11 protein-coding genes are annotated in these 14,453 nt (G+C 62.1%); 6 read left to right on the top strand and 5 right to left on the bottom strand.

Annotated elements, in window-relative coordinates; genetic code table 11:
- Window positions 1-19 precede the first annotated feature (19 nt).
- Entirely contained in the window at window positions 20-1,753 is a 1,734-nt protein-coding gene (gene msbA, locus ACQ4WO_RS02200; protein ID WP_436480048.1) for a lipid A export permease/ATP-binding protein MsbA, read from the top strand.
- A gap of 35 nt (window positions 1,754-1,788) precedes the next feature.
- The gene (locus ACQ4WO_RS02195; protein WP_139091142.1) at window positions 1,789-2,889 is read left to right on the top strand and encodes a glycosyltransferase family 9 protein; all 1,101 of its coding nucleotides are present in this window, start codon (window positions 1,789-1,791) and stop codon (window positions 2,887-2,889) included.
- Window positions 2,890-2,904: 15 nt separating this feature from the next.
- Here the strand turns inward: ACQ4WO_RS02195 and ACQ4WO_RS02190 are convergent, their stop codons facing one another.
- The 4 genes from ACQ4WO_RS02190 to ACQ4WO_RS02175 form a co-directional block, all read right to left on the bottom strand.
- Window positions 2,905-3,513 carry a response regulator transcription factor gene (locus tag ACQ4WO_RS02190; protein WP_436480047.1) on the bottom strand — a complete coding sequence of 203 codons (609 nt, stop codon included), beginning with the start codon at window positions 3,511-3,513 and terminating at the stop codon, window positions 2,905-2,907.
- The gene (locus ACQ4WO_RS02185; protein ID WP_436480046.1) at window positions 3,503-5,098 is read right to left on the bottom strand and encodes a sensor histidine kinase; all 1,596 of its coding nucleotides are present in this window, start codon (window positions 5,096-5,098) and stop codon (window positions 3,503-3,505) included. The genes ACQ4WO_RS02190 and ACQ4WO_RS02185 overlap by 11 nt, the downstream gene beginning before the upstream one ends.
- 119 nt (window positions 5,099-5,217) lie before the next feature.
- A complete protein-coding gene (locus ACQ4WO_RS02180; RefSeq protein WP_436480045.1) occupies window positions 5,218-6,606 on the bottom strand; it encodes a sensor histidine kinase in 1,389 nt (462 codons plus the stop codon).
- The gene (locus ACQ4WO_RS02175) at window positions 6,603-7,289 is read right to left on the bottom strand and encodes a response regulator (protein ID WP_436480044.1); all 687 of its coding nucleotides are present in this window, start codon (window positions 7,287-7,289) and stop codon (window positions 6,603-6,605) included. The genes ACQ4WO_RS02180 and ACQ4WO_RS02175 overlap by 4 nt, the downstream gene beginning before the upstream one ends.
- Window positions 7,290-7,446: 157 nt before the next feature.
- On the opposite strand from ACQ4WO_RS02175, the gene ACQ4WO_RS02170 reads away from it, so the two are divergent.
- From ACQ4WO_RS02170 to ACQ4WO_RS02160, 3 genes are all read left to right on the top strand, one after another.
- Entirely contained in the window at window positions 7,447-8,268 is an 822-nt protein-coding gene (locus tag ACQ4WO_RS02170) for a MipA/OmpV family protein (protein ID WP_436480043.1), read from the top strand.
- Between the two features lie 132 nt (window positions 8,269-8,400).
- A complete protein-coding gene (locus ACQ4WO_RS02165) occupies window positions 8,401-9,402 on the top strand; it encodes a VirK/YbjX family protein (protein WP_436480042.1) in 1,002 nt (333 codons plus the stop codon).
- A gap of 117 nt (window positions 9,403-9,519) precedes the next feature.
- Window positions 9,520-9,750: a DUF6139 family protein gene (locus ACQ4WO_RS02160; protein ID WP_034747058.1), complete on the top strand. Its 231-nt coding sequence runs from the start codon at window positions 9,520-9,522 to the stop codon at window positions 9,748-9,750.
- 57 nt (window positions 9,751-9,807) lie between these two features.
- Here ACQ4WO_RS02160 and dnaE read toward each other — a convergent pair whose 3' ends face one another.
- Complete coding sequence (gene dnaE, locus ACQ4WO_RS02155) at window positions 9,808-13,347, bottom strand: DNA polymerase III subunit alpha (protein ID WP_436480041.1); 3,540 nt, start codon at window positions 13,345-13,347, stop codon at window positions 9,808-9,810.
- A gap of 137 nt (window positions 13,348-13,484) precedes the next feature.
- Between dnaE and ACQ4WO_RS02150 the strand changes: the two genes are divergently transcribed.
- Window positions 13,485-14,381, top strand: coding sequence for a sulfurtransferase (locus ACQ4WO_RS02150; RefSeq protein WP_436480040.1), 897 nt, complete (start codon window positions 13,485-13,487; stop codon window positions 14,379-14,381).
- The last annotated feature ends 72 nt before the right edge of the window (window positions 14,382-14,453 follow it).

Genomic DNA, 14,453 nt, shown 5'->3' with positions numbered 1-14,453 from the left:
CCTGCAAGGAACCATACCGATGCTGACGCCCGACCTGAAGCGCCTCACCGCGCTGCACGCGCCGTATAAAAAACACCTGGCTTTGGCCCTGCTGGCGATGGTCGTCACGGCAGGCACGGAACCGCTGCTGCCGTATGCGCTCAAGTTGCTACTCGACAATGGTTTTGGCGGCAAGGTGAGTTTTTCCTTCTGGCTGGTGCCGCTGATCGTCATCGGCATCTTTGCCATCCGCGGCGCCTCGACGTTTGCCAGCAGCTACCTGATGAGCTATGTCTCCACGCGCATCCTCAACGAATTGCGGCGCCGGATGTTTGCCAGCATGCTGAACTTGCCCATCGACTTCTACAACACGCACACGGTGGGCAAAGTCATCAACTCCATCATGTTTGAAGTGCAGCAGATCATCGAGATGGTAACCAAGGTGTTTACCTCGATCGTGCGCTCCTCGCTGACCGTGCTGGGCCTGCTGGCGTGGCTGCTGTACCTGAACTGGGCACTGACCCTGGTCACCCTGGTGCTGCTGCCCGTGCTGACCATCGTCGTGCGCACCACGGGCAAGCGCCTGAAAAAACTCAACCGCGACTCGCTGGCCGTCAATGCCGAGCTGACCCAGGTCATCGAAGAAACCACGCGCGCGCAGCAAGTGATCAAGATCTTCGGCGGCCAGGCCTACGAGAAAGCCCGCTTCGAAGAGCGTGCCGAACAATTGCGCCGCTACAGCATGCGCATGACGACGACCTTTTCCGCTACTGTGCCCATCACGCAAGTGATCACGGCCGCCGCCGTGGCCCTGGTCATCGTGATGGCCCTGTTCCAGTCGGAGCAGGGTCAGATCACGGTCGGCGGCTTCGTTTCCTTCATCACGGCCATGCTGATGCTGCTGACGCCGTTGAAGCAACTGGCCGAAGTCAACGGTCCCCTGCAGCGCGGTATGGCCGCCGCGGAGGAAGTCTTTTTGCTGATCGACAAGACGCCGGAACGCACGGGCGGCAAGCCGCTCGCTGGCCGCAGCAAAGGCTGCATCGAGTTCAAGGACGTGAGCTTTGCCTACCCCGGACATCCGGAGCCGGCCCTGCAGCACATCGACCTGAGCATCGCGCCAGGGCAAACGGTCGCCTTTGTCGGCATGTCCGGCGGCGGCAAATCGACCCTGGTCAGCCTGCTGCCCGGGTTTTACTCGGCCAGCAGCGGTGAAATCTTGCTCGATGGACAAAATATCGATGCCATCGCCCTGACCAGCCTGCGCAGCCAGATCGCCATGGTCAGCCAGCAGGTGGTGCTGTTCGACGATACCCTGGCGGCCAATATCGCGTATGGCGATGCGGTCCCGGACCGGCAGCGCATCGAAGCGGCCGCTGCGGCAGCCTTCCTGTCGGACGTCATCGACGGCTTGCCCGACGGCCTGGAAACGCGCCTGGGCGACAACGGCTCGCGCCTGTCCGGCGGCCAGCGCCAGCGCGTGGCCATTGCCCGCGCGATCTACAAGGATGCGCCCATCCTGATCCTCGATGAAGCCACTTCGGCATTGGATACGGAGGCGGAACGGGCCGTGCAAGCGGCACTCGAGCACCTGATGCAAGGTAAAACCACCTTAGTTATTGCTCATAGGCTGTCAACAATTGAACGTGCGGACCGTATCGTGGTATTGTCACATGGGAAAATAATGGAAACCGGCAGTCACCAGCAATTATTGGATGCCAACGGCGCGTATGCCAATCTCCATCGCCTGCAATTTTCCCAGCAAGTGCTATGACACCACCGAATGAATACCTGAAATCGTACTGATACATGACGCCCTTGATTCCCGCCGAACTTCTACAAAAGTCGGACAAAATTCTGTTCATCGCCCATCTGGCGCTGGGAGACTTCACCTACCTGCAAAACGGTTTCCGCGCCTTTGCCGCGGCCTACCCGCATATCCAGATCCACCTGTGGGTGGACGAAGTACGCCGCACGTCCGACGCCAAACAATGGGAAAGCTTGCGCACCTATTCGCTGTACGACTGGGTGGAACAGTCGGGCCTGTTTTCCAAGGTGTACCGCAAGACCTACAGCCCCGCGCTATACGAAGAGTCACTGCGCGAAGCCAAGGCGGAGCACTATCCTGTCGTCGTGTCGCTGGCCCACGTACGGCCGCAGCAATACGCGGACCTTGCCCGCGCGATCAGCCCGCACGGGCTGGTGATCGGCACGCGCAAGCCGTTCAGCCCGCTACGCCCCTGGCATTACCTGGCCTACCGCAAGATCGATGCCGTGCTGGCCTCGTATGCGGGACAGGATGCCGGCGAGCACCATATCAGCAGCGTGTATGCGGACTGGTTCCATCAATTGACGGGACTCGACATTCCCGTCGCCGAACGCTATCCCTTCGTGCACATTCCCGAGCACGCATTGCAGCAGGCGCAGGAGCAGCTGGCCGCCTGGGGCTTTGCCCCGCGCCAGGGTCCGCTCGTGCTATTGAACCCGTTTGCCAAGTCGCACAAGCGCGGCTGGCCCCTGGAGCGCATTGCCGAGCTGATCACGCGCATGCAAGCGATGCCGAAATGGCAGCATGCCTGCTTCCTGATCAATGCCATGCCGCAGGAACTGGCCAAGGTGAATGCCGTCGTGCAGGCGCACAACTTGCCGCGCACGCAAGCCTTCAGTGCCGTCGACAACTTTTTCCAGTTGCCGGCCATGCTGGCGCAATGCGACCTGATTATTTCGGTGGAAACATCGATCATGCATCTGGCAAACGCCGTGCATGTGCCCGTGGTGGCATTGATGCGCAAGAAGAATCCGGAATGGGCCCCCTTCGACAGCGCCAACAGCACCGTCATCACGGTGGCGCGCCGCAGCGACTGGGTCAAGGCGATTTCAAGCGATCAGGTATTGCAGACCATCGCCTAGAGTACGCTTCAGCGGCTAGCCGGTGGCCAGCATGCTGATGCGCACCAGGTCGGCCACATTATCGACGCCCAGCTTGTCCATCAGCCGCGCCTTGTGCACTTCCACCGTACGCACGGAAATACCCAGCGCCGGGGCGATATCGCGGTTGTGCTGGCCCGTCACCACCAACTGCATCACTTCGCGCTCGCGCGGCGTCAAGGCGCGCAGCAAGGCCAGCCCGTCCACCTGGCGCTGCAACTGGCCGCGCGCATGCGCCTCGCGCGAAAACGCTTCATCGATGGCGGCCAGCAGCTTGTCGTGATCAAATGGTTTTTCCAGGAAATCGCTGGCTTGCGCCTTGAATGCCTGGCGTGCCAGCGCCACGTCGCCGTGCCCCGTAATGATAATGATCGGCAGCAGGCATTTAAGCTCCAGCAAGCGGCGCTGCAGGCTCAGGCCATCCATGCCCGACATGCGGATATCGATCAGCAGACAGCCGGCCCACTCGGGCCGCCAGCTGTGCAGGAAATCCTCGCCGCAGGAAAACAGGGCCGTGCGGTAGCCGCGTATGCCCAACAGCAAACCCAGCGCATCGCGCACGGCGGGATCGTCGTCCACGATAAACACCGTCAAATTACTTGTCACCATACTCTCCCGTAGCGCCTGCACCGGCGTGCGCCAGGGGCAGGATAAAACGAAACATGCCATGCTTGCCCACTTCGGCCCAGAGCTGGCCGCCATGCGCTTCGACGATGCTGCGGCTGAGCACCAACCCCAGCCCCAGGCCGCTGGCCTTGGTCGAGACGAACGGTTCGAACAGGCGTGCGGCCAGGCTGCTGGAAATGCCGGGCCCGCTATCTTCCACGGACAGGCGCAGCCGCCCGCCCTCGAGCGGCTCGGCCGAGACCGTGATGCGGCGCTGGCCGCGCGGCTGGCCCATCACCGCATCCTGTGCATTGGCCAGCAGGTTACGCAGTACCAGCTCGATTTGCAGGCGGTCCACGTTGACGGCCAGCGGCGACGGCGGCGCCAGCGCCAGCTCGATGCCATGCTCGTGGAACAGCGGCGTGAACTGGCGCGCCAGGCCCTCGATCAGCTCACTCGCCTGCACCGCCTCGAGCTGCATCGCGCCCGTGCGGAAAAAGTCGCGCAGGCGGCGCACCACGTCCGCGGCGCGTCCCGATTCGACGATCATGTGCCCGATGGCGCCTTGCAGCAAGACGCCGCTCTCGCCCCGTTCCAGCAGGTATTCACACGCCTTGCCATAGGTCGACAAGGCCGTCAGCGGCTGGTTCAGCTCATGCGCCAGGGCGGCCGCCATTTCGCCGGCGGCCGCCAGGCGCAGCGTGTGTTTCAGTTCGTCGGCCACTTGCCGCATTTCATCGACGACGATGCCGATAAAAAAGCCCACCAGCGCCAGCACGGCGTCGAGCAGTTGCAGTTCATAAAACTGGATATCGACGGCATGCGTCCATTTCACCAGAGTGATGATGCATAGCTGCAATACGAACACGGCCAGCATGGCACCGTGCAAGCCTTGGCGCGAGGCGGCCCAGATGACGGGAAGAAACAGGAAATAGAAATGCTTGTATTCGGAACGCACGATGGAACCGAAGAGGCTCCACAACACGAAGCTGGCCAGGGCCAGGTAGGCCAGGGTTTCCCAGCGCCAGACGGCGGCATGCAGGCGCTCGCGCCCGCGCTCGCTGAACAGCACCCAGATCAGCGGCATCGACACCAGCATGCCGACCGTGTCGCCAATGCCGAAACGCCAGACGGCCGTGCCCCATTCGCCGGCCGGTATGCGCCCCGTGAGCGACAGCAAGGAAATATAGCCGAGCGCATTGAGCGCGGTGCCCAGCAGCACGATGAGGACCCAGGCGCTCAGGCGGCGCCGGTTGTCGAAGATGTCGCTGCTGCTGAAACTGCGGCGCAGGACTGCGCCGATACCGCCATAGCCGAGCACCAGCCACGCCGAACAGAGCAGGGTCAGGGGCAGGCCTGCCGGCATGCCGCGCACCAGCACCTCGCCGGCCACCAGGGCGATGAACCATGGCAGCGCCGCCTTGCGGCCATGGATCAGCCAAAATACGAGGCCCAGCGCCGGGTCGGGATTCCACGGGGTGATGTTCAGCCCGTACATCGGGTCGATATACGTGGCCCAGTCAAACAGCAGATACAGGCCGACAAAGGCGGGATACGGCAGGTAGCGGGACAGGAATGGACGCATAACGGTGTTTTTTTAACTGTCCCGCATTATGCATCGCAAGCGTGCGCCACGCCATGTCATCTTGCGTTATATGCACATGACATAATTTTCATGCAACATCACAAGATCTTCCAGCGCGGTCAGACCACGGCCAAGGGCAAGCGCACCTCCACCAGCAAGCCCAGGCCGCCGTTACCGCTGTGCAGCTGAATCGTGCCGCCATGCTGGCGCACGACGGAAGCGACGATGGACAAGCCCAGGCCACTGCCTGGCTGCGCCTGCTGCGGCGCGCGGAAAAAGCGGTCGAACACACGGTCATACAGCGCCGGCGCGATGCCCGGTCCCTGGTCGGCCACATGTAACACGGCCTGGCCCCGCTCAGCATGCAGCGACACTGTCACGCTGCTGCCGCGCGGGCTGTACTTGATGGCGTTTTCCACCAGGTTGTCGATCAGCGAGACGAGGCTCTCGCGCTGTCCCGGCACGCTGAGCGAGACGCTGGCTTGCAATTCAAGTTCGATATCGCCCGCCTGGGCCAGGCCGGACAGGGCCGCCAGGCGGTCTTGCAGCAAGGTGTCGAGCGCCTGCCGCCGCGGCAACTCGCCCGCGCCCGCCTGCACTTCGCTGCGCGTCAGCTGCAGCAACTGGCCCACCAAGCGCGCGGCCCGGTTGCCGCTGTTCAAGATACCGTCCAGCAGTTCTTGCTGGCGCGCATCATGTACCTGACCCTGCAAGGCCTCGACATTCACGCGCATGGCAGCCAGTGGCGTGCGCAGCTCATGCGTGGCATCGGCGATGAAGCTGCGTTCGCGCGCGGCGCTGGCGTCGACCCGCTGCAGCAGCGCATTGATATTGTCGACCAGTGCCGCCAGTTCGCCATGCGGCGGCTTGAACGCCAGCGGCCGCAAATCCTGCGGCCCGCGCGCCGCCACCTCTTGCGCCAGCTTGCGCCACGGGCGCATGGCAAGGCGGATCGACAACCAGGCCGGTACCAGCAGGAATGGCAGACTGATCAGCAGCGGCAGCAGGTAGTAACCGCGTGAATTGATCGTGATGAACAATTGCCATGCGCCTCCCGCTTCCAGCACCGTCACGCGCGTGCTGCCCTCGGCCAGGCTGCGGCTGCGCCAGGCCTGGCCCTTGACGTACACCACTTCCATCTGCTCCGGGCCGGCGCTGCGGATACCGCTGGGCGCATCGGGCGACTTGTAGACCAGCTTGCCTTCGCGCCAGACCAGGATGCGCGGCGCCAGTTCCGGCACCTGTCCCGTTTCAAACTCTTCACGCAAGGCTTCGTCGATGGCGCGCAAACTTTGTTCCTGGCGCTGCGGCTGCTCAGCCAGGTTATCGGCCACGCTGATAATGGCATGCAGGACGCCGCGGCTCACATTGCTCGCTTCGTCCGCCCCCTCGACCATCACATACGCCACGGCCAGGCTCCACACCATGGTCAGCATCAGCATTTGCGCCATCATCAGGCGGCGTACCAGGGTAGGCCGGCGCAGCATGGCCCAGAAACGCCCCATCATGCGCCGGCACCCGGCGCGGTGGGAGGTTCGCCCTGCTGGTCGATGACATAGCCGACGCCGCGCACGGTGCGGATATACCCTTCCCCTATCTTGCGGCGCAGGTTGCCCATGTGCACATCGAGGGTATTGCTGGCATTGGCCAGCCCGCCGGGCAGGATGTGTTCTTCCAGCACGCGGCGCGTGATGACCCGGTTGGCGCGCATCAGCAAGGTCTTCAGCAGCGCATATTCACTGGCCGTGAGCTCCACGGGCCGGCCATGCACGCTGACACGGCGCGTGGGGACCTGCAGCAGCAGGCCGCGCAACTCGATGGTGTCGCCGTCGAAACCATAGCTGCGGCGCGCCAGCGCGCGCACGCGCGACAGCAGCTCGGCCAGCACGAAGGGCTTGACCAGGTAGTCGTCGGCGCCGCCATCGAGACCCCGCAAGCGCTGCTCCAGCGTGTCGCGGGCACTGAGGATCAGCACGGGCAGGCGGGCCGCGCGCAAGCGGACCAGCAAATCGAGGCCATCGCCATCAGGCAAGCCCAGGTCCAGCAGCACCAGTTCGCAACTGTCGTGCTCGATGCTGCGCGCCGCATCCTCGAGGCTACGCACCCAGACCACTTGCATGCCCTGGTCGCGCAAGGCGATCCGCACGCCATTGCCCAGGTCCATATCGTCTTCAATCAGCAGTATCTTCATGGTGAGTATTAAACCACCGCAAGCTGAAGAAAGGGTAAAGAAGCGCTCTTCATGCAATCTTAATAAAAGGCTCATTTTTCCTTCATGGCAAGGACAGATACTGTCGCCAGTCAATCGAGCCACTCCGGACTCGGTTCTCCACCTGACGGAAAACTCCATGCACGCATCTACAACCTTGTTGACCTCGCTGGCACTGGCCTGCGGCCTGAGCTTGAATCCCCTGGCTGCAGCGGCGGCCGAACCGGCTGCGGAAAATGTCTTCACCATCGGCGGCGGAGTGGCCGCCGTGTCCAGCTATTCCGGCGCCGACAAGCTGTCGGCCTCGCCGCTGATCATCCTCGATTACGCCATGGCCAATGGCCTGTTCTTCAGCACGTCGCGCGGCATCGGTTATGGCGGCGAGGCCGGCCCCTTCAGCTACAGCGCTGCCTTGGGCTACCGCGGCAACCGTGAAGACCACAAGCGCAATGGCGCCAACGGCTGGGGCGGCAGCGATTACCTGAAGGGCATGGGCGAAGTCAAAGGCAATGCGAGCGCCCTGCTCAGCGCTGGCTATTCGCCATTGCCGGGTCTGTCGCTGAGCGTGTCGAGCGACATTCCCCTGTCGAACCGCGAAAATGGCGCGAACGTGCATTTCGAAGCGACGGGCCAGGTCTACGGCAGGTCCGATGCCAAAGGCATGCAGAAGGACAGCGTGACCATCGGCGGCCAGCTGGCCTGGGGCGAGCGCAAATACGTGCAGACCATGTATGGCGTCACGGCCACCCAGGCCGCGAACACCTCGTTCAAGCAATACACGCCCAAGGCCGGTTTCTATGAAGCGCAAGCCACCGTCAACTGGGAGCACCGCTTCGATGCGCGCTGGGGCATCAATACCCTGGTCGGCGTCGAGAGCCGCCTGGGCGACGCGGCCAAGAGCCCCATCGTGCAGCGCAAGACCTCGCCGATCGGCGCCGTGTATGTCACCTACCGCTATTAAAACAGGGCTGGCATAAGGGGAACCCGTACGCTGTTTCGCCAATTTACAGGGGGAGATGGCGTGCATAAGATGACATGGTTTTCCGACCATGACCATCCCTTCCATGCATGCAGCACGCCTTGCCACGCCACAATGATGCCAACCATTACCCTGTCTGACGGCTTGATGGCGATGCCGAGCGGCATGCGCCGCTGGCGCGAAATGCTCAAGCTGCATCTGCGCGCCCGCGTGCAGCAGCGCCAGACCCGCCTCTGGCTGCAACTGCTGAACTCGCATCCGGTATTTCATGACCTGGTGCAAGCCTATCCGCACATGATCCACAAGGTCTACCGCCCTTACCTGAGCCTGACCTTGAATTGCCAGCAGCGCGTGGAGTTGCTGGCCGAGCACTACCATTTCATCTTGCAGCAAGGCTGGGGCAAGCTGATGAGCCAAGCGGCGCACGGCCCCGTACGCCTGGGCACGGTGCCGGGCAAGTCGGGCGCGCCCTACCATTTGCAACTGTGTTCGCTGCATCCGATGGACCGCGAAGGCGAGATGGTGTTGCAACTGATGCACGACGACGACGTGCTGTATTCGATCGCCTTTTCCTTCTTCGGCAGCCAGCTGCGCGCCACCCTGGGTATGCGCATCGGTTGCCTGCAAGGCCCGAAGGGCGAGGACAGCGCGCACCGCGTGCGCGAGGCAACGCGCGACTTGCACGGCATGCGTCCGAAGACCCTGATGGTGCGCCTAGTGCGCCAGCTGGGGTACGAACACGGCTGCCGCAAGATGCTTCTTGTCGGCAATATCAACCGCGCCGTGCACCACTCCGCCAAGAAGGGCCGTTTGTTCGCCGACTACAATTCGCTATGGAAAGAACTGGGCGCGCAAGCGCGCCAGGATGGCGATTTTGAGTTAGCGTGCGAAAACCTGCCCTTGCCCGCACTGCAAGAAATCCCTTCCAAAAAACGCTCGGAAGCACGCAAGCGCCACGAACTGACACTGGCCATGATCGCCAGCCTGCGCAACGGCCTCGACGCCCATCGCAGTCCGCTGCAAGCCGCCACGGCAGGTGCTGCGGCCGCCGCCGGCGAAGTGCGGCAATCGGCCATGCTCGGCGAAGACGACGACTACGCTTCCGCCATCGCCTGAGCGTCCCCGCTCCTGCGGCACACGCTACAACCCGTGCACGGCACAATCCTGTTACGCTAGCGCTATCGGCATGCACTGCGGTGCACCGGTTCCCCCAACGCTTACTAGGAGGCATTCATGCGCGTAGACATCTACCGCCGGGCCGAGCACGACGGCATTTTTTCCTACCTCGCCGTGCCGGAAGGAAAGCTCATTCCGGAAGAAGTGACCAATACCGACTGGCAGCTCGAAACACGCGCCAGCGAAGTGGCCGACGATGCCGAAATCTTGCCCGACTACCATATCGAACAGCCGCACCAGCAGATCGCCGCCAAAGGCTATGCGATCACGGGCCTGAAAGACATGTAAACGAAAAAAGCCAAACCAGCATGTCTGCGGTTTGGCTTTGTTGTCTGCGCCAGGCGGTCAGTATTCGACCGCCACCTCTTGTGCGCCCAGCATTTGCTCGAGCGCCATCTGCAGCTCATCCGATGGTGCCACTTTCCACTCATCACCAAACTGCAGCACGCAACTGACGCCTTGCGGGCTGACCCGCGCGGCAATCGGCAATCCCGTCTCGGCGCGGTGCGGCATGATCACGTCACGGATGCGCTTGGCATCCAGAGTGGCCGGCAAGGTCAGGCCCAGCTGGCGGCCATACTGCACGCGCGCGGCGATGATGTCGAAGGCACTCTCGGCGGTGATACGCAAGCCGCCCGAAAAACGGTCTTCCGACACCTTGCCCACGACGGCCAGGAATTCATCTTCCTTGAAGATTTTCCGGTTGGAGTCAAATAATTCGCCGTACACCGTCACTTCCACCGTGCCGCTCTTGTCATCCAGGGTGACGATGAGGATCTTGCCCCGTTGCGTCATCTGCGTGCGCAAGCCCGTGATGACGCCGGCCATCATGCGCGGTTCGCGCGACGGCGACAGCTCCGACAGTTTCGTGCGCGCAAAACGGCGCGCCTCGGGCGCATACGAATCGAACAGGTGGCCGGACAGGTAGAAGCCCAGCGCGATCTTTTCTTCCGTCAATCGCTGTTTATCGGTCCACACGGGCACCTTGACGTATTCGGGCGGCGCCACCATGTCGCTGTCGTCGCCGCCGAACAGGCTCACCTGGTTTGCCGCCTTCGCGGCCTGGTCGGCGCATTCCATGGCGAAGGCCACGGATGCGAGCAAGATGGCGCGGTCGACCTTCAGACAGTCGAAGGCGCCGCTGCGGATCAGCGACTCGATGGTGCGGCGGTTGATCTGCTTCTTGTCCACGCGCTTGCAGAAATCGAACAGGCTCGTGAACGGCCCGCCGGCCTCGCGCGCGGCGATGATGGCTTCGATGGCGTTCTGGCCCGAGCCTTTCACGGCGCCCAGGCCGTAGCGGATCTGCGTGACTTTCTTGCCGCTCACGGACGGCGGCGCGCCGCTCGGCGTGAAGCGGTAATCGGATTCGTTGATGTCCGGCGGCAACAAGGTCAGCTTGCAGATTTCCAGCGAGTCTTCCACCAGGATCTTGATCTTGTCTGTGTCGTCCATGGCCAGCGACAAGTTGGCGGCCATGAAGGCGGCCGTGTGGTGCGCTTTCAGGTAAGCCGTGTGATACGACAGCAAGGCGTAGGCGGCGGCGTGCGATTTATTAAAACCGTAGCCGGCGAACTTTTCCATCAGGTCGAAAATCTCGTCGGCCTTTTCCGCCGTCAAGCCATCTTTCGCCGCACCGGCGCGGAAGATCTCGCGGTGTTCGGCCATCTCTTCGGCTTTCTTTTTACCCATGGCGCGGCGCAGCATGTCGGCGCCGCCCAGCGAGTAGCCGCCGACGATCTGCGCCATCTGCATCACCTGCTCCTGATACACCATGATGCCGTAGGTTTCGGACAGGATCGATTCCGTGCGTGGATCGGGATAATCGAAGCGTTCGCCGTGCTTGCGCTTGCAGAAGTCGGGAATCAGGTCCATCGGGCCCGGACGGTACAAGGCCACGAGCGCGATAATGTCTTCGAAGCGGTCGGGACGCGCATCTTTCAGCATGCCCTGCATGCCGCGCGACTCGAGCTGGAACACGGCCACGGTCTTGGCCTTGGTCAGCAAGTCGTACGACGGCTTGTCGTTCAGCGGCAAGGTCGCCAGGTCGAAGTTCGCTTGCGCCGGATCGAGCTGCTTGATGTAGCGCACGGCGCGGTCGAGGATGGTGAGGGTCGTCAGACCCAAGAAGTCGAACTTCACGAGGCCGACGGCTTCCACGTCATCCTTGTCGTACTGCGACACGACGCCGGAATCGCCGCCCTGCGTGTACAGCGGGCAGAAATCCGTCAGCTTGCCGGGAGCAATCAACACGCCCCCCGCGTGCATGCCGATATTGCGCGTGATGCCTTCGACCTGCTGCGCCAGGTCCAGCAGCTGCTTGACCTCTTCCTCGTTTTCCAGGCGCTCCTTGAGCAGCGGCTCCTCTTCGATAGCGTCGGCGATCGACACGGGTTTGCCCGGCTTGAACGGGATCAGCTTCGAGATGCCGTCGCAGAAGTTGTAGCCGAAGTCCATCACGCGGCCCACGTCGCGGATCGCGCCCTTGGCCGCCATGGTACCGAAGGTGGCGATCTGCGAGACCGCCTCCTTGCCATACAAATCCTTGACGTGCTGAATGACTCTGTCGCGCCCTTCCTGGCAAAAGTCAATATCGAAGTCGGGCATCGAGACGCGTTCGGGATTCAAAAAGCGCTCGAACAGCAGGTTGTACTGCAATGGGTCGAGGTCGGTAATGAGCAGCGAATACGCGACCAGCGAACCGGCACCCGAACCGCGGCCCGGGCCGACGGGCACGCCGTTTTCCTTGGCCCACTGGATAAACTCGGCCACGATGAGGAAGTAGCCGGGAAATTTCATGTTGCAAATCGTATCCGTCTCGAACTTCAGGCGCGACTCGTAGCGTGGACGCTCTTTCTCGCGGCGCTCGGGATCGGGGTACAGCTGGATCAGGCGTTTTTCCAGGCCCGCCTGCGATTCGGCGACGAGGAACTGGTCGATCGTCATGCCGGGCGGCGTGGGGAAGTTCGGCAATTGCGGCTTGCCCAGAGTCAGGGTCAGATTGCAGCGCTTGGCGATTTCCACGGAATTGGCCAGCGCGGCCGGCAAGTCGGCGAACAGCTCGGCCATGTCGGCCTGCGACAGAAAGCGTTGGCTGTCGTTAAACCGTTTGACGCGCTTGGCATTGGCCAGCATTTCGCCTTCGGCGATACAGGTGCGTGCTTCGTGGGCAATAAATTCTTCAGGGGAAATGAATTGCACGGGATGCGTGGCCACCACTGGCAAACCCAACTTGGCCGCCAGCGCCACCGCATGGCGTACCTGCGCTTCCTGGTTGGGCTGGCCGCCGCGCTGGATTTCGATATAGAAATGACCTGGAAAAATCTCGGCCCAGCGCTGCGCGTTGCGCTCGGCCAGGGCCAGGTTGCCATTCTCGATGGCGGTACCGACATCGCCAAAGTGCGCGCCGGACAGCACGATCAAGCCATTGGCCGCGCTTTCGCCCGGGTACAGGTCATAGGTATTCGTCGCCAGCGCCTGCAGCCACTCGATGCGCAGCTCGGCGCGTCCCTTGTACTGGTTCGTCAGCCAGGCCGTCGACAGCAGTTCGCACAGCTGCAGATAACCCATGCGGTTCTTCGCCAGCAACAGCAAGCGCGACGGCTTTTCGCGATTGTCGTCATTCGTGATCCACACGTCGACGCCGACGATGGGCTTGATGCCCTTGCCGCGCGCTTCCTTGTAGAACTTGACCATGCCAAACAGGTTCGACAAATCGGTGACGGCCAGCGCCACCTGCTTGTCCTTCGCCGCCGCCTTGACCACGTCGTCGATGCGCACCAAGCCATCGACGATCGAGTACTCCGAGTGCACGCGCAAATGGACGAAAGCAGGACCGGGCTGCATCGCTTGCTGTGAACCTGCCGGAGCGCCGGCCTCTTGCATTACCATTTCCATCCTGTGTACCGTTTCGTGCAAAATTCAATGGGGTCTATTCTACCGCGTCGCGCGTACGGACCGGGTATCCTGCCTGGCCTGTCGGGCTTATAATATCGGCTGTTCAGTCTAAGCCGATCGCCATCATGCAAGCCATCACCCCAGCAACACCCGCCGTTTCCGCCGCCGCCAGCCCGCTGGCCACCACGTTTGTCAATATCGCCGCGTATAAATTCATCACGCTCGACGATACGGAAGCCATGCGTCCCTTATATCAGGAGCAATGCCTGGCGCTGGAACTGAAGGGTACGATCCTGCTGACGCCGGAAGGCATCAACATGTTCCTGTCGGGCACGCGCGAGCATATCGACAGCTTCCTCACCTGGGTACGCAGCGACGCGCGTCTGGCCGATCTGGAATGGAAGGAGAGCTTGTCGAACGAGCAATCGCACAAGCGCATGCTGGTCAAGCTGAAAAAAGAAATCATCACCATGCGCATGCCGCTGATCAAGCCGGAACTGGGCCGCGCCCCGTCCGTCGACGCGCACACGCTCAAGCGCTGGCTGGACGCCGGCGTCGACGATGCGGGCAAACCCGTGGTCATGATGGAAACACGCAACGCCTTTGAAGTGGACGTGGGTACGTTCAACAACACGCTCGATTATCGGATCGACAAGTTTACGGAATTCCCTGCCGTGGCCGCCGCCCACAAGGACGAATTGGAAGGCAAGACCGTCGTCACCTTCTGTACGGGCGGCATCCGCTGCGAAAAGGCCGCCATCCACATGAAGGAAATCGGCTACGACAGCGTGTACCAGCTCGACGGCGGTATCCTCAAGTATTTCGAGGAAGTGGGCGGCGAGCACTACACGGGCGACTGCTTCGTGTTCGACTACCGCACGGCCCTGAACCCGAAACTGGAACCGACGGAAACCGTGCAGTGCTTCGTCTGCCGCGCCGTCGTCACGCCGCGCCAGCAACTGGCGCCGGAATATGTGTATGAGGTGTCTTGCCCAAACTGCTACGAGAAAACGATGCCTTGATGCGGTTCCGATGTCGCTGTTTCCCAGGCGACATCTTTCAGAAAAATTAGTTTCACAATAACAATTTATTAG

The organism is Janthinobacterium aestuarii (assembly GCF_051380835.1).
GTDB lineage: Bacteria > Pseudomonadota > Gammaproteobacteria > Burkholderiales > Burkholderiaceae_D > Janthinobacterium > Janthinobacterium aestuarii.
Note: the sequence above shows the minus strand (reverse complement) of the source record. Positions and strands in the feature narration are given on the sequence as shown.

What these genes read in the sequence shown, in the direction of transcription:
- ACQ4WO_RS02160 (WP_034747058.1), top strand. Translation starts at nt 9,520, where the DNA reads ATGCGCGTAGACATCTACCGCCGGGCCGAGCACGACGGCATTTTTTCC.
- ACQ4WO_RS02180 (WP_436480045.1), bottom strand. Translation starts at nt 6,606, where the DNA reads ATGATGGGGCGTTTCTGGGCCATGCTGCGCCGGCCTACCCTGGTACGC.
- ACQ4WO_RS02170 (WP_436480043.1), top strand. Translation starts at nt 7,447, where the DNA reads ATGCACGCATCTACAACCTTGTTGACCTCGCTGGCACTGGCCTGCGGC.
- ACQ4WO_RS02165 (WP_436480042.1), top strand. Translation starts at nt 8,401, where the DNA reads ATGATGCCAACCATTACCCTGTCTGACGGCTTGATGGCGATGCCGAGC.
- dnaE (WP_436480041.1), bottom strand. Translation starts at nt 13,347, where the DNA reads ATGCAAGAGGCCGGCGCTCCGGCAGGTTCACAGCAAGCGATGCAGCCC.
- msbA (WP_436480048.1), top strand. Translation starts at nt 20, where the DNA reads ATGCTGACGCCCGACCTGAAGCGCCTCACCGCGCTGCACGCGCCGTAT.
- ACQ4WO_RS02195 (WP_139091142.1), top strand. Translation starts at nt 1,789, where the DNA reads ATGACGCCCTTGATTCCCGCCGAACTTCTACAAAAGTCGGACAAAATT.
- ACQ4WO_RS02150 (WP_436480040.1), top strand. Translation starts at nt 13,485, where the DNA reads ATGCAAGCCATCACCCCAGCAACACCCGCCGTTTCCGCCGCCGCCAGC.
- ACQ4WO_RS02185 (WP_436480046.1), bottom strand. Translation starts at nt 5,098, where the DNA reads ATGCGTCCATTCCTGTCCCGCTACCTGCCGTATCCCGCCTTTGTCGGC.
- ACQ4WO_RS02175 (WP_436480044.1), bottom strand. Translation starts at nt 7,289, where the DNA reads ATGAAGATACTGCTGATTGAAGACGATATGGACCTGGGCAATGGCGTG.